Source organism: Bacillus sp. GW821-FHT01G09, from assembly GCF_059422205.1.
On sequence record NZ_JBWKWL010000002.1, the window covers coordinates 26,462 to 45,287 of the forward strand.

Consider the following 18,826-nt stretch of genomic DNA (forward strand, 5'->3'; position numbering starts at 1 on the left):
CAAACCATGAAAGGAGGTTGTCTTAGATGGCTACAGGCAAAGAAAAAAATGCAAAAAACCCTATGTCATTGCTGATTGTGCTAATGGCGGGTTTATTTTTGGCAATCCTAAACCAAACACTGCTTAATGTTGCAATGCCGCACTTAATGACTGAATTTGGCGTAAGTGCAACGACGATTCAGTGGCTGACAACAGGTTACATGCTTGTTAACGGTGTATTGATTCCGTTATCTGCTTTCCTGATTACACGATTTGGCCAGCGGAGTCTCTTTCTCGTCGCGATGTTTTGTTTTACGCTCGGTACGTTAGTCTGCGGTATCGCACCTAACTTCTCTACAATGCTGATCGGCCGTTTGATTCAGGCCGTGGGCGGAGGTATCTTGCAGCCGCTCGTTATGACAACCATTCTGTTAATTTTCCCGCCTGAAAGCAGGGGGAAAGGAATGGGGATTTTCGGGCTAGCGATGATGTTTGCTCCAGCGGTCGGCCCGACTCTTTCCGGGTGGATTATTGAGCATTATACATGGCGCATTATGTTTTACGGACTTGTGCCGATCGGCGCAATTGTTATCATTGTGGCTTTCTTCATCTTTAAAAATATGGTGGAGCCGCAAAAAATCAAACTCGATACTCTTGGCGCAATCCTCTCGATTGTCGGATTCGCCTCCTTATTATACGGGGTCAGTGAAGCCGGATCTGACGGCTGGACCGACCCGATTGTATTGTCTACAGTTATTATCGGAGCCATTGCAATTGTTGCTTTTGTTGTTCAGCAATTGCGTCATGATGATCCGATGCTTGATTTCAGAGTGTTTAAATATGACATTTTCTCACTCTCGAGTGTCATTAATATCATTATTACAGTGGCACTTTACACTGGTATGTTCCTTTTACCGATCTATCTGCAAAACCTGGTCGGCTTTACGGCGCTTCAATCCGGTCTGCTTCTGCTTCCGGGTGCGATCGTTATGCTGATTATGTCACCGATCTCAGGTATTTTGTTCGATAAATTCGGACCGAGACCGCTTGCGATTATCGGGCTTCTCGTGACAGTGGTAACAACCTATCAATACACGCAATTGACAATTGATACACCATATACACACATCATGCTGATCTATTCAATTCGTGCATTTGGTATGTCTCTCTTAATGATGCCAGTCATGACAGCCGGGATGAACCAGCTTCCTGCCCGTCTGAACAGCCACGGAACGGCGATGAGCAACACGCTTCGCCAAATCAGCGGATCAATCGGAACAAGTTTAATTACGACGATTTATACAAACCGGACGACATTCCATTATTCACAAATTGCAGATAAAACAAGCACGGCGGACCCGAACTTCCTCCATGCGTTCCAAAATGCAGTTTCGAATTTAATGGTGAATATGAATGTGTCTTATGATACGGCGAAAACATATGTGTACTCACATATTTATAAACACGCATCACTCGATTCCAATGTCATGGGGATAAATGATGCCTTTATGTGGGCAACCTTATTCTGTGTAGCAGGTCTGATTTTAAGTATCTTCCTGCGTGACGTCAGAAAAGATAAATTGCGTAAGAAGAAAAAAGAGGAGCTTTCATTACTTCCTGCTCCAAAAGAAGCTAAGGAATCTTAATCTGTACAGGGAGGTTTCCTGAATGAAAATTTATGTAGTGTATGATAGTGAAGGCGAACATACTAAAGTGCTTGCAGAAGCGATTGCTGAAGGCGCGAGAGAAAACGACACGGCTGAAGTGTTCATCGACCATGTAGATCAGGCTGATATCCGCAAGCTTAAAGATATGGATGCGATTATTTGGGGATGCCCAGGGCATTTCGGAACAATCAGCTCCGGTCTTAAAACTTGGATCGACAGACTTGGCTACTTGTGGGCTGAAGGCGAGCTGATCAACAAAGTCGGTGCTGTCTTCTGCACAACGGCAACAACACACGGCGGCTTGGAAATGACAATGCACAATTTAATCACGCCGATGTTCCACCAAGGCATGATTGTTGTCGGACTGCCTGGCAACGTGCCTGAAAACGCACTTTATGGCTCTTATTACGGAGCAGGTGTCACTTGTCCGGTAGACAGTGATGAGTTAATGTCTGAGGAAGGTATTCAGCTTGGACGCGCGTTGGGAAGACGTGTCAGCCAAGTCACAGGAAACCTAACAGCAGGACAGTAAGGAGAGGTTGAAATGGCCATTATTATAGCAATAATTGCTGCTGTCATTGTCATTGCGGCCCTTATTACATTTAACGTCCGCAACGCCTCACCTGGACCTGAGAAGCAAGAAGCAACCGATAGAATCGCACCTCCAGAAGAGGAAAAAAACGAAGCGCATTACCCTGCTGAAGCAAGGGCTGCCGAGCATACGCCATCCGTTGTCAAAAACGATTCTCCAAAAGAGAAGCGTGACACAATGGGTGATGATATTTACAGGCAGGCGCTGCAAAAGTTTAAGCATTCTGATGAAGTTCATGCAGAAGAAGAGGTCACTGAGGAAAGTGACAAAATGCAGGACCGCAGCTATCGTGATGCGCTGCTCTCTATGAAAAATAAGAAAAAGTAATGAAAAAGGCAAATCCGTTTACTCATGCGGGTTTGCCTTTTTTACTGTTTCCATCAATTATGTTTTTATCAAATAAATCCATGGAATATGTTGTATTCCATCTTGATCTAGTGTACTATGTTACTCATACACCGAGGGTTTTTTCCGGGAGGTAAAGACATGAATTCTTTTTTAGGTTTATTAAAGAAAGATATCAAGCTTTCAAGAATGTGGCTGCTAGTATGGATATGCGGAATCATTTTCTTATTGGGAACAGGCCATATTATAGCTTCTCGCACGAAAGAACCTCTAGTCATTTTTGGTTTTTTTGTTGCAGTTGCTTTTTTTCTGCTTTTCTTATCTCCTGTTTTTGTGTTTTATCACCTTCGCAAGGAAGGGAAATCACAGCTTTGGCTGTACAATCCAAATGGCGGCTTCTGGCTGTTTTCTTCTAAATTGGCAGCATCTTTGCTCTATCAATTTGTGATTCAGTTGGCATTAACAGCCTATGGCATATCGATGTATCATATGCTCTCTGTAAAAAATCTGCTGGAGCATCAAGTTGATATAACGAGTACAGTGGCTTTGCTGAATATGTATGGGCTTATTTCTTCGTTAGATATGTCAGTAACAGTCATTGTGTTTTGGGCTGTTTTTCACTCTCTCAGAAATTGGCGCGGAATGCGGTGGGCTGCGATGGTTCTGTTGGTTGCAGTGTGGTTATTCTTCGATGAATACATCATAAGCCCTTTGGTTGAATCTCAAAAGCATTTCTGGCCTGTAACAGTCTATTGCAATTTTGATTTCCACTTCCACAATGTTTGGAGATTGGAACTAAAACCTATCCATCTGTCTGTGCTAGGGTTGCCTATTACTTTAGTCATCACATTCTTGCTGCTCATTATGGCTTCAAAACTGCTTGATCGTAAAGTAGAGGTGTAAATATGGACAATCAATTCCAATCCTCGAAACCGATTTATCTGCAGATCGCTGATCAGATCTTTTATAGGCTGGTCAGGAAGGAGCTGCTCCCAGGAGACAAGCTTCCTTCAGTAAGAGAAATGGCGATTCAAACTAAGGTAAATCCCAATACAATTCAAAGAACTTACAGTGAGATGGAAAGGCTGGGTATTGTGGAGACAAGAAGAGGTCAAGGGACGTTTATTGCGGAAAAAGCAGAAATCGTAGACGAGCTGAAAGACAAGCTGACACGAGAGGTGCTGGAAGGCTTTGTCAAGCAAATGAAAGAGCTGGGGCTAACGAAAGAGGAAATGGTAGAAGGGATTAAAACATTCACAGAGGGAGGCTAAAATGGAAATCAAGCTAGAACATGTATCAAAAAAATACGGCCGCCATACGGCCGTCAATGATGTGTCAATCACCCTATCATCCGGACGGATTTATGGCCTGATCGGACCGAACGGCAGCGGCAAGTCAACGACCCTGAAAATGATGGCTGGCCTTCTGTTTCCGACTTCAGGATTTGTGAAAGTTGATGAAGAGCAGGTTACGAGAGAAATGGTGCGTCAAACGGCTTATCTTACTGAGCTTGATATGTTTTATCCGCATTTCACTGTTAAAGATATGGTGAATTTTTATCAGTCGCAGTTTCCTGATTTTCAAACAGAACAGGCTTATAAGCTATTGAATGAGATGCAGCTGAATCCGGAAAAAAAGATCAAAAAGCTATCAAAAGGAAATCGGGGCCGGCTGAAAATCGTTCTTGCTTTAGCGAGACGGGCAGACGTCATCTTGCTTGATGAACCTTTTTCCGGGCTTGATCCGATGGTCAGGGATTCCATCGTAAACAGCCTTGTGTCGTACATTGATTTTGAGCAGCAGATTGTCGTGATCGCGACACATGAAATTGATGAAATTGAGACTTTGTTAGATGAAGTAATCATCCTCGCCAATGGAGAAAAAGTTGCGCAGCGTGAAGTAGAAGATATTCGTGAACAGGAAGGCATGTCTGTTTTGCAATGGTTTAAATCAAAAATGGAAGTTTGCTAGAAAGAGGAGGAATATGATGAAAACAGTGTTGGAATTGAAAAACGTGACTAAAAACATCAGAGGCCGAACGATCATTGATGATCTCAGTTTTACGATTCGTGAAGGCGAGGTATTCGGTTTTTTGGGACCAAACGGAGCGGGGAAAACGACAACCATCCGGATGATGGTGGGGTTAATGAAGCTGTCGAAAGGTGATGTCCTCATTTGCGGCCAATCAATTACGAAAGAATATGCCAAGGCGATTAAGCATATTGGAGCGATCGTTGAGAATCCCGAGCTGTATAAATTTTTGAGCGGATATAAAAATCTCCAGCAATACGCAAGGATGGTCAAGGGTGTCACGAAGGAAAAAATTGATGAAGTTGTTGAGCTGGTCGGTTTAACAGACAGAATCCACGACAAGGTGAAAACATATTCTCTAGGGATGAGACAGCGTCTTGGCTTGGCACAATGCCTTCTGCACGATCCGAAAGTGCTAATTTTGGATGAACCGACAAACGGCCTTGATCCGGCGGGGATCAGAGAAATCAGAGATCATTTAAAGAAGCTGACCCGAGAAAGAGGAATGGCTGTCATCGTTTCAAGCCACCTGCTGTCAGAAATGGAACTGATGTGTGATCGAATTGCGATTCTGCAAAAAGGAAAGCTGATCGATATTCAAAATGTAAAAGATGAAAACATTGATGAGAATGATACATATTTCTTCCAGGTTGAGCAGCCGAGTGAAGCCGCTACTGTTTTAAATCAGTACGATTTGCTGAGTAAGACAAATGGTGTAGAAATCAAACTGGCTAAAGAGGAAGTCCCTGCGGTTATTGAATTGCTGGTGATGCAGCAAATCCGTATTTATGAGGTCAAGGTCATAACAAAATCATTAGAGGACCGTTTCTTAGAAATGACAGGTGAAACAAAAGAGGAGGTTCAGCATGCTTAATTTGATTTATAATGAGTGGCTCAAAATTTTCAGCCGTGCCGGAACATGGGTGATGATCGGAATTCTGGGGCTGACAATGGTTGGATTTGCATTTTTGGCGAATCATTTTTCTGCTGGTGAATCAAATTCCCATTGGAAACAAGAGCTTCAAGCACAAAACGCCGAATTAAAGAAAGAAATCAAAGAAGATCCTTCACTGAAAGATGGGTATAAAGAAACAATCACACTCAATGACTATCGCATCGAGCATAATATCCCTAGTGACACGGGCTATACGGTATGGTCTTATGTAACGGATTCAGCAAACTTTACCATCCTTACCGGTCTGTTTACTATTATCATCGCGGCCGGAATTGTCGCGAACGAATTTAATTGGGGAACGATTAAGCTATTAATGATTCGGCCGCTCAGTCGTTTTCAAATTTTGATGTCCAAATATATTACAGTTCTCCTGTTTGGGCTCCTGTTGCTGTTGATTTTATTTATCGGTTCTACTTTATTAGGGTTGATCTTCTTCGGAACGGGTGGTGAAACCGCCGCGAATATTCATTTAATCTATAAGGATGGCCATGTCATTGAGCAAAACATGATGGGGCATTTGGCCACAACGTATCTTTCTGAATCCGTCTCGGCTTTAATGGTGGCGACGATGGCGTTTATGCTGTCTGCGGTATTCAGAAACAGCTCTCTTGCGGTTGGTTTTTCCATCTTCTTGTTGGTTGCCGGTACGACTGCAACTGCATTTATTGCAGCGAAATTTGACTGGGCAAAGTATATATTGTTTGCTAATGTCGACTTGACTCAGTATGTGGATGGCACACCGTTAATAAAAGGGATGACTATGACGTTTTCTCTCGTCATGCTGGCGATCTACTTTATCATCTTCCTGTTGCTTGCTTTCGGAATCTTCATGAAGCGGGATATTGCAAACTAATAAATAAAGCTGTTTTGCTTATGCAAAACAGCTTTTTTGTCAAAATAAAAACTGCAGGTTTGCACCTGCAGTTTTTCATATCAATTTATGCTTACGCTTCTTTAGTAACGTTAGCAGCTTGTGGTCCGCGGTTTCCTTCAACGATTTCAAAAGAAACAGCTTGGCCTTCTTCTAAAGTTTTGAAGCCTTCGCCTTGAATAGCAGAGAAATGAACGAATACATCGTCTTGACCTTCTACTTCGATGAATCCGAAACCTTTTTCAGAGTTGAACCATTTTACTTTACCTTCTAACATGAAATTTCCTCCTAAAGCGATCATAACGCTTAAATTCACTATTCTTGCTCTTAACAAACTTTCAAGACGAAAACTCTTACAAAACTTTCTTCTTAAAGATAGTTCGAACAAAAATAATTACCTTTACTCTACCAGTAATCTTCGGAAAAAACAACTGCTTATTGAAACTTTTTTCGGAAAATACCATATTTATTTTTCAATTTGATATTTATTTGCGGAAATTCATCTGCTTTCTCGATATGTGATCATACGTTTGCCTTAGTATTTCTTCATTTTGGGAAGATAAGTAATAGGAATTGACAACCTTATTGGATATGAGTAAGGTAAAAGTTAATCAATATTACAAATGACAACGTTTATCAACTAAGAGAGCGTATGATTTTTATGTCTGATATTGCTTGCATGCTCTAATACATAGATAGGAGTATGGTCACAATGAAAAAGTGGCTTATATGCAGTTTTGTCCTTGTTCTTCTCGTTTCATTTACTGCATGTTCACCGTCTGCAGAACATGAATCGATAAAAATCGGGATTGCTGAGTCTGACGGGGCAATATGGAACTATATTGCTCAAAAGGCTGAAGAGGCAGGGCTGGATATTCAGCTGATCCCTTTTTCTGATTATGCGGAGTCTGATATCGCACTTGCTAACAAAGAAATTGATGCCAACGCCTTTCAAACCATTTCATATTTTCAGTCGTTCACTCAAAAATACAAACTTAATTTGGCACCGCTCGGAACGACATACATAACGCCCATGGGCATTTATTCAAAACGATATGACCGAATCCGAGATATACCGCGAGGAGCTGTCGTTTCTGTTCCGGATAAAGCGTTCGATTTTGGCAGGGCGCTTACGGTGCTCCAGGAAGCGGGTTTGCTAACGCTGAAAAACGGATTTAACGGAACAGGTTCAGTTGATATGATTAAAGATAATCCGAGACACCTGAAATTAAAAGCTGTCCGGCAACAGGATGCAGTGAGCGGTGCCGACGTGTTTGTCATGAAACCATCAGAAGCAAAAAAAGCGGGCCTGAACCCGAAAAAGCATACGCTAAAGAGCGGCGGACCCATGTCTGAGGAAGAGATGAATTTGATTGTTGTCAGAGCGGAGGATCAAGATCGGGAAGCGCTGCAAACCATTCTTGAGCTTTATCAAGCTGATGATACAGCGGCATTTATAGAAAAAGAATATCAGGGAGATCTTGTCCCGGCTTTTCTGCCTTTGAAACGTCTTTCAGATTGGAAGAATGAATTCGAACATTGAATTCATTCTTTTTTTTCTGAAAAACACACTCTGTTCCGTCCCGTTTCTTTCGCTTTGTAAAGCATTTGATCGGCAAGAATGGGCAAGGATCCTGGCTGTTCCGTATTATTGGGGTAATGAGCGGCCCCTAGTGATATCGTAACTGAAAGCTCTTCACCGTTTGTTAATACAATCGGTGCATCACTTACAGTTCTCCTGATCCGTTCAGCGATTCGGGCTGCTTTATCAAGAGAACAGTTCGGCAGGAGAACGGCAAATTCTTCACCGCCGATCCGAGCGGCAGGATCTGTATTTCGGATGCTCTGCTTCAGACGTAACCCCAGCTCTTTGAGCACCTGATCTCCTTCATGATGGCCATATTGGTCATTGATGGTCTTAAAATGATCGATATCCATATAAATCAGTGCAAATTGAAAATGCGGGGTATCGGCCGCCTGCTGATACAGAGCTTTCGTGGTTTCTTCAAACTTTCTTCGGTTATACACGCCTGTTAAAAAGTCAAAGTGCGCCTGAAACTTATATTGTTTAAAAAGAAGATGTGCATTTGTTTCATGATCAATAATATATAAACTGAGCATGCCGCCCGCTATTGATATGATCCAAAAATACAAATGAAGTTCGTATGAATGTAAATCTATAAGAAAATAAAAGGAAAAGGAGATCAAGCTATTTGTGATTATTAAAAGATAGAAAGCATGTTTTAGTTGAACTTTTTTTCTTCTAGAAACAATGAGTGACGGAATGGCAGCGATACAAATGATAATAACCGAGTATAGTGCAGATGTGTTCATCGTAATCAGCAAGCGGCCTGCAGTGATCATGGCCAGGGCCGTTGCCGTTGAAACCCAGCCTCCATAAAGAGCGGCAATCATAATAGGGATATTTCGAAGATCAATAATTGAATGCTGATAGGTAAATCCAAAAACCATCAGAATAACCCCGAGCAAACCGCAGGCCAGTCCTTTAACAGCTTGAAAAGATATGCTGTCTTTTTTATGTACTAGCCTTTCTTTAAACAGGTGGGTGAAGAGATAATTAAATGTGATTAAAATGGTCAAATTTACAAACAGTTCTTTCAGCAAATATTATCACCCTTATATAAGGTACTAAAGATGGAAGGGAAAGAAAAGAACAAAAAAGGCATTATATAAGGTTTTTTTACTTGAATTGATAAGTTAAAATAATTCGCACTTGACCCATCGGAATTAGTGTAATATAGTAAATGAGAAAATTTGAAGGGAGAGTTTACCTGCTTTGGAGACTTTACTGGTTGTATTACATGTATTTATTTTATTTTTACTTATCTTAGGGCTCTTTGTTATGCAGAAAAAACATGTTTCCTTCTCTAAACGTGTATTTACTGCGCTGGGGCTGGGGATTGTATTCGGATTTGCGCTTCAGCTGATTTACGGCCCGACTTCAAATATAGTCATTCAAACAGCCGACTGGTTTAATATTGCCGGGGGCGGATATGTCAAATTGCTTCAGATGGTTGTCATGCCGCTCGTCTTTATTTCGATTCTCGGTGCATTTACAAAGCTGAAGCTGACAAAAAATCTTGGGAAAATCAGCGGTTTGATTATCGGGATTTTAGTAGCAACAACAGCAGTTGCTGCAGCTGTCGGTATCGCGTCCGCGCTTTCATTTGATCTGCAGGCGATTCAGGTTGACCAAGGAAGTACAGAGCTTTCACGGGGACAGGAGCTTCAGCAGAAATCAGAGGATATGACAGCGAAAACGCTGCCGCAGCAGATTGTTGAACTGCTGCCTGGAAACCCGTTTTTAGATTTTACGGGAGCTAGACCGACTTCAACGATCGCTGTCGTTATTTTTGCCGCTTTCCTTGGAGTGGCATTCCTCGGCGTAAAACACAAACAGCCGGAACAGGCAGAAACATTTAAAAAACTGGTTGATGCCGTTTATGCCATTGTCATGCGTGTTGTCACACTCATTTTGAGACTGACGCCTTATGGGGTGCTGGCCATCATGACAAAAACAATTGCAACGAGTGATCTTGACAGCATTCTAAAACTGGGCATGTTCGTGATTGCATCATATGCCGCGTTAATCACTATGTTTATCATTCATTTGCTGCTGCTGACGTTCAGCGGCTTGAATCCGGTGATTTATTTGAAAAAAGCGGTGCCTGTACTTGTATTTGCATTTACGTCAAGGTCTAGCGCAGGTGCTTTACCGCTGAATATTAAAACACAGAGAAGCATGGGTGTACCGGAGGGAATCGCAAACTTTGCCGGTTCGTTCGGTCTTTCGATCGGCCAAAATGGATGTGCCGGCATTTATCCTGCGATGCTGGCGATGATGATTGCTCCGACTGTCGGCCAAAATCCATTTGACCCGGTGTTTATTATCACTGTTATCGCAGTCGTTGCCATCAGCTCCTTCGGGGTTGCCGGAGTCGGCGGCGGAGCGACATTCGCGGCGCTTCTTGTTTTATCATCATTAAACATGCCTGTCGCGCTCGCCGGTTTGTTAATCTCAATTGAACCGTTAATCGACATGGGGCGTACTGCTTTGAATGTCAGCGGAAGCATGACATCCGGTCTTATTACAAGTAAGGTCACAAAAGAAATTGATCAAGGGGCATTTCATGATCAATCCAGAGTGATTGAAGCTGAAGAAGCGTAACATATGAAAACGTGTAATCCAAGAGGATTACACGTTTTTTTAACGGCCGGGTTCTAAGTCCTCCAGCATTTCCATCATCGTGTTGTCGTCCATGACATTCATTGCGCTTTGTTCAAAATGAATGGGTTCAGCATAATGCGGCTGTCTTTTTTTCGCGGCTGTCTCAGTTTGCCTAGTTTGAGACTGTGTATGCTGGTGCTGTGTTTGCTGCTGTCCGGCGTGCTGGTGCTGACGGCCATTTTGCCGCTGGCTTTGATGTTGCGAACGGTCTTGATTATCCCCGCTGCCTCCGCCAAATGCTTGTTTGACTATGTTTCCTACATTAGAAGCATCAAATGTGTTATTTTCTGAATTTCTTCTGTTCATTTGGCCTGTGATAAACCCGCTGATTCTTTGGCGGATCTGAGGTGATAATGCAGCAATAAGCATAGTTGATCCTATGATCAATGCTGCGGGGCTGATTCCTCTTCGCTGGTTGAACAACATGATCCCTCCTTTGCAGTGTATTCATATTTTCCCCCTCGTTAGACAAATTAACCGTTATATTTCCCGGGAAAGCATTTCCTCCAGATTTGCATGCATAATTAAACCCAGTTAGAAAAACCTATAAGTAAAGTGATAAAGGAGGAATTCACATGTTTGGAAAAAAACAAGTCCTTGCGTCTATGCTTCTTATCCCTTTGCTTATGACTGGCTGCGGTGTGGCCGACCAAGGTGAGGGCAGACGTGATAATAATGATGTAAGAAACGTAAATTATCGAAATCCGGCCAATGACGATATGCGGAATGTAAACAATCGGGATAACGTTGACAACAATGTTAATGATAATGTCAATAACAATCGTGTAAATGACGATAATAACAACGACCGAAAACTTGAGGTTGCTGATGAAGCAGCTGATAAAGTAACAGACCTAAAAGAAGTAAAGCATGCCGATATCATTGTGGCTGGAAATCAAGCCTACGTTGCAGTCGTTTTAACCAATGGAAATAAAGGTGCAGTAGAAAACAATCTGAAGAAAAAAATAGCCAAAAAGGTAAGATCTACTGACAAAAACATTGATAATGTTTACGTTTCAGCTAACCCTGATTTTGTAGAGCGTATGCAAGGATATGGAAAGCGTATTCAAAATGGTGACCCAATCGCCGGATTATTTGATGAATTTACACAAACTGTACAGCGCGTATTCCCTAACGCTGAATAAATGAAAAAAGCCGCACAATTTGTGCGGCTTTTTCTTTGCGTTAATGACACACTGCGAACTCAGGCTGCATAGAGTAAAAATAAAAAGGTACAAGACGGACCGGCTCAGGGAGGGAGACGTTTGCGGGATGGCATAGGAAAGCGTGCGGCATCCGCTCTATTCCTGTGCGGAGTCCTTGTGATGCTGGCTGTAAGCTCAGCCATCGTATCAAGCGCGATGTATATCCTGTCTTTTCCAGGTCAGGCATCTGGAATAACAAAAGAACAAGTGACGAAGCACATGAAGAAAGAGTCATTCAAACAGGCCGATATTTATTACACTTCTAAGGAAAAGTCCTTACTGCCATTGACGAAAGAAACGCTTGAATATGCGGTCAGTATTAATCAGATTATGATTGGATATTCGAATCAAAAGCCTATTGACATTATTTTTTTTCCTAATGAAAAACAGATGGAGGCTTACTCCGGTTTATTGGATGTAGTTGGTTTTTATTCTGAACGGGAGCAGCTGATCGGATTGTTGCCTGAAGAGAAAAAGAAACTGTTAGAAGGGGACGAGGTAGCGGTTTATTTGTACCAGAGATTGTTGATTCATGAATACTCGCACCATGCGTTTCACCAGAAATTGAAGGAGCTTGAGACGGATCCCGATGAGTTTCCGTTATGGTTTCATGAAGGGTTAAGCGAGTGGATTGCGAACTATGAATTGCTCATAGATCCGATCACGTTTTCTGTCGTGCCCTTTGACCGTTTGCAGACTGATCGAGACTGGCAGGAAGCCAGAGCCGAATATGACACTGATGTCTATTTGCAAAGCTTTTATATGATCGATGAGCTGACGGACAAATACGGGAAAGACATTATTTCAGAAATGATTAAGGAAACGGCAAAAAAAGGGGACTTTGAAAAAGGGTTTAAATCAGCAACAAAGGAAAGTCTTGATCAATTTGAAAAAGATTTTAAGAAAAAATTTGAAAAAAACAGTGCGGCATTGGATAGTATCTATCCAATGCCTTTGTTATTAGTGAAGTCCTTGCTGACCCATTCCGCCTTGTGTCGGAGGCATTTGTCCTTGGGCAGGGGCGAATGAATTTCTCAGCTGTTCCATATCCTGCGCATCAAGCTGAGGAACCTGGTAATAGCCGTGTTTGTTTTGGTATAGGAAAATTTCAAATGCCATTTCAACATACTCCTGAATTTGCGCAGACAGTACGCGTCTTACGGCCGGATTTGTCATTTCCAGAGAAGCCATCGTCAGCATAGAAGCTTGTGCTTTAATCGCGCAAAGCATTTGTCGGCTGATGATGCTGTCATCAATATCATTCATGGATTGAACAGGTTTTTTAGGCTGTGACGGCTGCATGCCGTAAACAGTCTGGTTGTCTTCCTTCATCATATAAGTTGCTGTTTTTTGTGAAGGTTCGCTTCCTGTTTTGAAGCATTCTGCAGTTATATTGTATTGAGATGTGATGAATTGATGTTGACGATCAAGGATGTTTAGTAATTCTTGATCCTTACAGAATTGTCTCAGCATCATAAACTGATCAAGCACAGTAAGTGTTCCGGAAAGCACCTCATGCATATCAAACATTTCATGTCCGCCGTGGTTTTTATGCGGTTTGCCAGGAATACCTTTGTTCATTTGGGATTGCTGCTGCTGATTGAACTGATCCAAACCGAATTCCTCCTTTTTTTTCAGATCAGCTGTATTTTGTGTCAGTCTGCCGTGTATTATGCAGAAGCCTGAAAGGAATTATATGCTGTCTGTCGAAATGATAAGCAGACAAAATCGTTGGTCATTATGTGTATAAGGGAGGAAATATGATGAGGCGTATTCTGCATATTGTGTTGATCACGGCATTAATGTTCTTAAATGTAATGTACACGTGCGAAGCTGTAAAGGCAGCTGAACCGCAGCAGCCTATATCGATTGAGAAGGCAATACAGCAAAAAGAAGGACAGGCGCTTGTCGAAGGATATGCAGTCGGCCAGGCTGTTTCCCCGCAGCATTATAAGCTGACAAGCCCTTTTTCAAATGATTATAATGTTGCGCTGGCAGACCGTAAAAACGAAACATCGCCCGAACACATCCTTCCTGTGCAAATCCCCTCCGCCTTCAGAAGCCAATTTGGGCTGCAAACCAATCCGCTTCTTCTTGGGAAAAAGATAACGGTTCAAGGAAAGCTTGAAAATTACTTTAACACGACAGGACTTAAAAACGTTCAGTCGATGAACGTAACCGATGACACAAAAACTCCGCCGGCTGAACAGCAAGTGACCATAAATGAAGCACGGGGAAGGCTGAATGAAGAAGTAACGATAAAAGGGATCATTACAGCTGATCAAAACGCAATCGGAGGCGGGAAGCTGTCGACCTTTTTGCAAGATGAAACCGGAGGCATTAACATTTATTCGCCATCCCCTGAACAATTTCCCGAATTAAAAGAGGGTATGGATGTCACGGTGACAGGGAAAATCACGTCTTACCAGGGGCTGAAAGAAATCGTTCCAAGCTCATCAGGCATCAAAATCAACCAGTCAAATCAATCCCTCCCCGCCCCCAAACACTTAACAATCAATGAACTTATTAACGGCAGCCTAGGTGATCAGTATGAAGGACGCCTTGTGAAACTAACCGCTTTTGTTTCCTCAATTCCAAGTTCTCCTGCCGGCGGCGGTTACAATGTAACAATGATTGATGACGACCATCATGCAATGACGCTCCGGGTTATGAATGAAACAGGGGTGATAAACGAGCTTGATGAGGGCAAATGGTATGAATTTACCGGTGTGTTAAGCAGATACCAAACCTTTCAGCTGCTTCCGCGAAAATCGGCTGACCTGAAGCTGCTTGAAGAGCAGCCCGCACCTCCGTCTGCAGAGGGAGAATATGAAGGGATTGTTGACCGGGTAGTTGACGGCGATACCATTCATCTCAAATCTCCGGTGCTTGGAACGACAAAAATCCGGTTTGTAAATGTAGATACACCCGAAACATATCACACACCAAAAAATGACGCAGATGAAAATCAATTAAGATTTGGCAAAAAAGCATCTGACTATCTAAAAACGGTTCTGTCCCCGGGTGATAAAATTACTGTCAAGGTCGGGAGTGAAGCCAAGGACAGCTATGGCAGATTGCTCGGACAAGTCATAACCGAATCAGGTTCAAACGTGAACTTAGAGCTTGTAAAAAACGGCTATGCTCCGACGTATTTTATTTGGCCGGTTGACAATGAAGAGGATTATCAGCAATTTCAGGCCGCAGTAGCCGCTGCAAAAAAAGACCAAAAAGGAATTTGGAATGAAAACGATCCGCTCATGGAAATGCCGTTTGAATTCAGAGCCAGAGAGCAAGGGAAAGGCCTGACAAGATATGTGGGGGACTCGTCGAATAAAACATATGTGCAGCCAGCTGACTGGAAGAAGATAGCTGTGGAAAACAGAATTTTCTTCGCCTCAGCAAGTGAAGCGGAGAGCGCGGGATATAAAAAAAGGCAAACGGCACCTCAAGAACATGTGCCGCTTAGAATTCTCAGCATGAATGATCTGCATGGCAAAATCGATCAGCAATATGAGCTTGATCTTGATGGAAATGGAATTGCAGACGGCACGTTTGGACGCATGGATTATGCCGCCGCATATTTAAAAGAAAAAAAGGCTGAAAAGAAAAACTCGCTGATTGTGCACGCGGGAGATATGATCGGCGGAAGCTCTCCAGTTTCCTCTCTTCTTCAGGATGAACCGACTGTAGAACTGATGGAGGACATCGGATTTGATGTCGGAACCGTGGGAAACCACGAATTTGATGAAGGCACGGATGAACTTCTGAGGATCTTAAATGGCGGTGATCATCCGAAAGGCACAAGCGGATATGATGGACAGAACTTTCCCCTTGTATGTGCCAATTGTAAAATGAAATCAACTGGAGAGCCCTTTTTGCCGGCTTATGACATCATAAATGTGGAGGGCGTACCCGTTGCTTTTATCGGGGTTGTCACACAGTCGGCAGCTGGCATGGTTATGCCTGAAGGAATAAAAAATATCGAGTTTACAGATGAAGCAACCGCGGTGAATAAGGCGGCCGAAGAGCTCAAGAAAAAAGGCGTGAAGGCCATCGCGGTTCTCGCACATATGTCAGCTGAACAAAACGGCAACGCCATTACCGGTGAGTCTGCTGATCTTGCAAACAAAACAGATTCTGAAATTGACGTGATTTTTGCCGCGCATAATCATCAGGTAGTTAACGGCGAAGTGAATGGAAAACTGATTGTTCAAGCGTATGAATATGGAAAAGCGATAGGTGTCGTTGATGTAGAGATCGATAAAACAACAAAAGATATTGTCAAAAAGTCCGCGGAAATCGTATATGTGGATCAAAGTAAAATCCAACCTGATGCCAGCGCTTCAGCCATTTTAAAGAAATACGAAGCTATTGCTGAACCGATTATCAGCGAGGTAGTCGGCGAAGCAGCTGTTGATATGGAAGGCGGGTATTCAAATGACGGTGATACACCTCTTGGAAACCTGATTGCGGATGGAATGAGAACTGCCATGAAAACGGATTTCGCCCTTATGAATGGCGGCGGCATACGTGAAACGCTGAAGAAGGGGCCAATTACGTGGGGAGACCTTTACAATATTCAGCCGTTTGGAAATGTGTTAACGAAGCTTGAGATTAAAGGAAAAGATTTAAGAGAGATTATCAATGCTCAAATCTCGCCGGTTTTTGGGCCTGACTACAGCATCAGCGGGTTTACGTATACGTGGGATAAAGAAACCGGAAAAGCAGTTGATATGAAAATGGCAGATGGCACCGAGATCCAGCCCGATGCCACATATACATTGACCGTCAACAACTTTATGGCGACGGCGACAGGAGCCAAATATCAGCCAATCGGACTGCTGGGAAAAAATCCGGTGACAGGGCCTGAGGATTTGGAAGCGACAGTTGAGTACGTGAAGAGTTTTGATGAGCCAATTGCGTATACAAAAGAGGGAAGAATTAAGCTTGCTGAAGCCAGTGATATTGAAGACCCTGTAACAGAAGACCCGATAACGGAAGAGCCTGGAGATGATCCGGGGACGGAGGATCCGATTAAAGAGGATCCAAGGCCAGATGAAGATTTGCCTGATATAAAAGAAACTCCGGGAACAGCACCGGTTCATCAGCTTCCGCCTTCAGCCATTTCGAGATTCAATGAAATACCAATCAACAACACAAAAACCGCTGATACTGCTAATAGCATCAGCACATTGCCGTTACAAACCGAGACTGCGGAAAGCGGGTCTGATCATCAGCTTCCGGATACGTCAGCGGGCTACTATAACTTTATGGTAATCGGTGCGGCGGTGACATTGTCAGGAACTTATCTATATGTCAGAAGAAAAAGGAGCGCCTCCAGAACGTGAAAAAAGTTATTCCACTATTCATCATTGCTGCCGGCCTAGTGATCGCAGGCTATGGAGGCTTTAAATTGATCGATACGAATATGAAAACGGAACAGACATTAAAAGAAGCAAAACTGGCGGCTGAAAAGCCGCAGGAACCTTTGGGGACGAAAAATAGCACAGATCAAGCAAAGAACAAAGCATCATTTAAGCCTGAGACCGGCCAAGCGAGCGGCATTTTAGAAATACCGAAAATCAATGCAGAGCTTCCGATCGTGGAGGGCACCGATGCTAATGATTTAGAAAAAGGTGTCGGGCATTACAAGGACAGCTATTATCCTGATGAAAACGGGCAAATTGTGCTGTCGGGGCATCGGGATACCGTGTTTCGCCGGACGGGAGAGCTGGAAAAGGGGGATCAGCTCCGTCTTCTCCTGTCATATGGAGAATTCACATATGAAATTGTAAAAACAAAAATTGTCGATAAGGATGACACATCTATTATCACGCTCCAGCATGAAAAAGAAGAGCTTATTCTGACGACCTGCTATCCGTTTTCATACGTCGGAAATGCCCCGAAACGCTATATTATATATGGAAAACGAGTGACTTAAAAAGCCGAGGCGGTGCCTGCGGCTTTTCTTCATGAAAAATATGTGCGGCAAAGGTTTTCCATATCAGCAGGAAAAGGGGCTTCAGCAACTATGAGCTCGTCTGTTATCGGGTGAACCGCTTGTACTTTATTGGCGTGCAGTGCCTGCCTGTTTAGCAGCTTGCTCCCGCCTCCGTAAAGCGAGTCTCCTGTCAACGGATGTCCGATGTTCGCCAGATGAACACGAATTTGGTGTGTTCTGCCTGTTTCCAGCTCTAATTCAACGAGTGACAGCCGCTCTTTCGCATTGCTGGCCATTACCTTGAAATGAGTGACGGCTGTTTGCCCGCCTGGTGAAACCCGGCGTCTTGTCGGGTGTGATCGGTCTCTGCCGATCGGTGAATTAATTGTCCCTTTTTTCGTCCGTAGCTTACCTTCAGCGATGGCGGTATACGTACGCTTCAGCGTCTTTTTCTCTAACTGCTGGTCTAAGATGGCGTGTGCCAAACGATGCTTGGCAAAAACGATAGCGCCAGATGTATCCTGATCAAGACGATGGACGTGGCGCACCTTACATGTTTCGCCATTTATCTGATAATGATACGCGATCAAATTAGCCAGTGTGCCGGTTTGCCCATCCTCATTCGGATGCGTTGCGATGCCAGCGGGTTTATTGACGATGAGCATATGATTGTCCTCATATAAAATATCAAGCTCGCCATACTCCGGAATGACCGAAGATGCTTCACTTTCCTGAAGATCAATGAACACGCGGTCTCCCTTTTTTACAATCATATTGTTTAAGACGGATTCGTGATTGACCTTTATCTGTTGATGGGACATCCAGTCTTGTATCACTGGTTTAGAAGCTTTGAGCGCTGTTTTGAGTACGGAAAACAGCCATTGGCCGTCCTGCTTTTCATTGATGAGGATCTCAAGCCCTCTGCCTTTTTGGTTCATGTTAAATGGCTCCTTTTCGAAGCGGAAGGCTGCTGTTTCTCATAGGAAAC

General features: G+C 43.2%; 20 protein-coding genes. 15 read left to right on the plus strand and 5 right to left on the minus strand.

From position 1 onward, the window contains the following. Positions 1 to 26 precede the first annotated feature (26 nt). The 9 genes from AC07VD_RS05520 to AC07VD_RS05560 are packed head-to-tail and all read left to right on the plus strand — an operon-like array spanning position 27 to position 6,422. Positions 27 to 1,625 (plus strand): MFS transporter, encoded by a 1,599-nt coding sequence (locus AC07VD_RS05520; RefSeq protein ID WP_003233429.1) that lies wholly within the window; start codon positions 27 to 29, stop codon positions 1,623 to 1,625. A gap of 22 nt (positions 1,626 to 1,647) precedes the next feature. Next, positions 1,648 to 2,178: an NAD(P)H-dependent oxidoreductase gene (locus tag AC07VD_RS05525; protein ID WP_015252498.1), complete on the plus strand. Its 531-nt coding sequence runs from the start codon at positions 1,648 to 1,650 to the stop codon at positions 2,176 to 2,178. Positions 2,179 to 2,190: 12 nt separating this feature from the next. Further along, a complete protein-coding gene (locus AC07VD_RS05530; protein WP_003233427.1) occupies positions 2,191 to 2,565 on the plus strand; it encodes a hypothetical protein in 375 nt (124 codons plus the stop codon). Continuing rightward, entirely contained in the window at positions 2,565 to 2,720 is a 156-nt protein-coding gene (locus tag AC07VD_RS05535) for a hypothetical protein (RefSeq protein ID WP_015383180.1), read from the plus strand. Before AC07VD_RS05530 ends, AC07VD_RS05535 begins: the two co-directional genes overlap by 1 nt. A gap of 4 nt (positions 2,721 to 2,724) precedes the next feature. Continuing rightward, on the plus strand, positions 2,725 to 3,486 hold the full coding sequence (locus AC07VD_RS05540) for a hypothetical protein (RefSeq protein ID WP_494721636.1): 762 nt from the start codon (positions 2,725 to 2,727) through the stop codon (positions 3,484 to 3,486). A gap of 2 nt (positions 3,487 to 3,488) precedes the next feature. Next, the gene (locus AC07VD_RS05545; RefSeq protein WP_015252495.1) at positions 3,489 to 3,854 is read left to right on the plus strand and encodes a GntR family transcriptional regulator; all 366 of its coding nucleotides are present in this window, start codon (positions 3,489 to 3,491) and stop codon (positions 3,852 to 3,854) included. A gap of 1 nt (position 3,855) precedes the next feature. Continuing rightward, complete coding sequence (locus AC07VD_RS05550; protein WP_015252494.1) at positions 3,856 to 4,554, plus strand: ABC transporter ATP-binding protein; 699 nt, start codon at positions 3,856 to 3,858, stop codon at positions 4,552 to 4,554. Between the two features lie 16 nt (positions 4,555 to 4,570). Next, entirely contained in the window at positions 4,571 to 5,488 is a 918-nt protein-coding gene (locus tag AC07VD_RS05555; RefSeq protein ID WP_029317524.1) for an ABC transporter ATP-binding protein, read from the plus strand. Then, positions 5,481 to 6,422 (plus strand): ABC transporter permease, encoded by a 942-nt coding sequence (locus AC07VD_RS05560; RefSeq protein WP_003233421.1) that lies wholly within the window; start codon positions 5,481 to 5,483, stop codon positions 6,420 to 6,422. Before AC07VD_RS05555 ends, AC07VD_RS05560 begins: the two co-directional genes overlap by 8 nt. Before the next feature lie 91 nt (positions 6,423 to 6,513). On the opposite strand, the gene cspB is transcribed toward AC07VD_RS05560, so the two are convergent. After that, on the minus strand, positions 6,514 to 6,717 hold the full coding sequence (cspB, locus tag AC07VD_RS05565; RefSeq protein ID WP_003224086.1) for a cold shock-like protein CspB: 204 nt from the start codon (positions 6,715 to 6,717) through the stop codon (positions 6,514 to 6,516). Positions 6,718 to 7,152: 435 nt separating this feature from the next. On the opposite strand from cspB, the gene AC07VD_RS05570 reads away from it, so the two are divergent. Further along, entirely contained in the window at positions 7,153 to 7,983 is an 831-nt protein-coding gene (locus AC07VD_RS05570) for a MetQ/NlpA family ABC transporter substrate-binding protein (RefSeq protein WP_024572925.1), read from the plus strand. A gap of 2 nt (positions 7,984 to 7,985) precedes the next feature. Here the strand turns inward: AC07VD_RS05570 and dgcK are convergent, their stop codons facing one another. Further along, on the minus strand, positions 7,986 to 9,065 hold the full coding sequence (gene dgcK, locus AC07VD_RS05575) for a diguanylate cyclase DgcK (protein WP_003233417.1): 1,080 nt from the start codon (positions 9,063 to 9,065) through the stop codon (positions 7,986 to 7,988). Positions 9,066 to 9,237: 172 nt separating this feature from the next. Between dgcK and tcyP the strand changes: the two genes are divergently transcribed. Further along, the gene (gene tcyP, locus AC07VD_RS05580) at positions 9,238 to 10,629 is read left to right on the plus strand and encodes an L-cystine transporter TcyP (RefSeq protein WP_003244685.1); all 1,392 of its coding nucleotides are present in this window, start codon (positions 9,238 to 9,240) and stop codon (positions 10,627 to 10,629) included. Between the two features lie 39 nt (positions 10,630 to 10,668). Here the strand turns inward: tcyP and AC07VD_RS05585 are convergent, their stop codons facing one another. After that, complete coding sequence (locus AC07VD_RS05585; RefSeq protein WP_069322471.1) at positions 10,669 to 11,115, minus strand: hypothetical protein; 447 nt, start codon at positions 11,113 to 11,115, stop codon at positions 10,669 to 10,671. A 149-nt stretch (positions 11,116 to 11,264) separates the two neighbouring features. Between AC07VD_RS05585 and AC07VD_RS05590 the strand changes: the two genes are divergently transcribed. Together AC07VD_RS05590 and AC07VD_RS05595 are read left to right on the plus strand one after the other, a co-directional pair. Beyond that, entirely contained in the window at positions 11,265 to 11,834 is a 570-nt protein-coding gene (locus AC07VD_RS05590; protein WP_024573573.1) for a YhcN/YlaJ family sporulation lipoprotein, read from the plus strand. Positions 11,835 to 11,954: 120 nt separating this feature from the next. After that, positions 11,955 to 12,923, plus strand: coding sequence for a hypothetical protein (locus tag AC07VD_RS05595; protein WP_003245770.1), 969 nt, complete (start codon positions 11,955 to 11,957; stop codon positions 12,921 to 12,923). Here the strand turns inward: AC07VD_RS05595 and AC07VD_RS05600 are convergent. Then, positions 12,855 to 13,508, minus strand: a complete 654-nt coding sequence (locus AC07VD_RS05600; RefSeq protein WP_009966881.1) for a spore coat protein — start codon at positions 13,506 to 13,508, stop codon at positions 12,855 to 12,857. The genes AC07VD_RS05595 and AC07VD_RS05600 overlap by 69 nt on opposite strands. A 149-nt stretch (positions 13,509 to 13,657) precedes the next feature. On the opposite strand from AC07VD_RS05600, the gene yhcR reads away from it, so the two are divergent. Further along, positions 13,658 to 17,245: a sortase-dependent nonspecific endonuclease YhcR gene (yhcR, locus tag AC07VD_RS05605; RefSeq protein WP_494721739.1), complete on the plus strand. Its 3,588-nt coding sequence runs from the start codon at positions 13,658 to 13,660 to the stop codon at positions 17,243 to 17,245. Beyond that, positions 17,242 to 17,838 (plus strand): class D sortase, LPxTATN-specific, encoded by a 597-nt coding sequence (srtD, locus tag AC07VD_RS05610; protein WP_017695407.1) that lies wholly within the window; start codon positions 17,242 to 17,244, stop codon positions 17,836 to 17,838. Before yhcR ends, srtD begins: the two co-directional genes overlap by 4 nt. Before the next feature lie 29 nt (positions 17,839 to 17,867). Here the strand turns inward: srtD and AC07VD_RS05615 are convergent, their stop codons facing one another. Beyond that, positions 17,868 to 18,776, minus strand: coding sequence for an RluA family pseudouridine synthase (locus AC07VD_RS05615; RefSeq protein WP_342819620.1), 909 nt, complete (start codon positions 18,774 to 18,776; stop codon positions 17,868 to 17,870). Between the last annotated feature and the right edge of the window lie 50 nt (positions 18,777 to 18,826).

Coding starts and splice junctions, on each gene's coding strand:
- AC07VD_RS05525 (WP_015252498.1), top strand. CDS start 1,648: ATGAAAATTTATGTAGTGTATGATAGTGAAGGCGAACATACTAAAGTG.
- yhcR (WP_494721739.1), top strand. CDS start 13,658: ATGAGGCGTATTCTGCATATTGTGTTGATCACGGCATTAATGTTCTTA.
- AC07VD_RS05535 (WP_015383180.1), top strand. CDS start 2,565: ATGAAAAAGGCAAATCCGTTTACTCATGCGGGTTTGCCTTTTTTACTG.
- AC07VD_RS05530 (WP_003233427.1), top strand. CDS start 2,191: ATGGCCATTATTATAGCAATAATTGCTGCTGTCATTGTCATTGCGGCC.
- AC07VD_RS05585 (WP_069322471.1), bottom strand. CDS start 11,115: ATGTTGTTCAACCAGCGAAGAGGAATCAGCCCCGCAGCATTGATCATA.
- AC07VD_RS05590 (WP_024573573.1), top strand. CDS start 11,265: ATGTTTGGAAAAAAACAAGTCCTTGCGTCTATGCTTCTTATCCCTTTG.
- cspB (WP_003224086.1), bottom strand. CDS start 6,717: ATGTTAGAAGGTAAAGTAAAATGGTTCAACTCTGAAAAAGGTTTCGGA.
- AC07VD_RS05545 (WP_015252495.1), top strand. CDS start 3,489: ATGGACAATCAATTCCAATCCTCGAAACCGATTTATCTGCAGATCGCT.
- AC07VD_RS05550 (WP_015252494.1), top strand. CDS start 3,856: ATGGAAATCAAGCTAGAACATGTATCAAAAAAATACGGCCGCCATACG.
- AC07VD_RS05520 (WP_003233429.1), top strand. CDS start 27: ATGGCTACAGGCAAAGAAAAAAATGCAAAAAACCCTATGTCATTGCTG.
- AC07VD_RS05540 (WP_494721636.1), top strand. CDS start 2,725: ATGAATTCTTTTTTAGGTTTATTAAAGAAAGATATCAAGCTTTCAAGA.
- AC07VD_RS05555 (WP_029317524.1), top strand. CDS start 4,571: ATGAAAACAGTGTTGGAATTGAAAAACGTGACTAAAAACATCAGAGGC.
- AC07VD_RS05560 (WP_003233421.1), top strand. CDS start 5,481: ATGCTTAATTTGATTTATAATGAGTGGCTCAAAATTTTCAGCCGTGCC.
- AC07VD_RS05615 (WP_342819620.1), bottom strand. CDS start 18,776: ATGAACCAAAAAGGCAGAGGGCTTGAGATCCTCATCAATGAAAAGCAG.
- AC07VD_RS05570 (WP_024572925.1), top strand. CDS start 7,153: ATGAAAAAGTGGCTTATATGCAGTTTTGTCCTTGTTCTTCTCGTTTCA.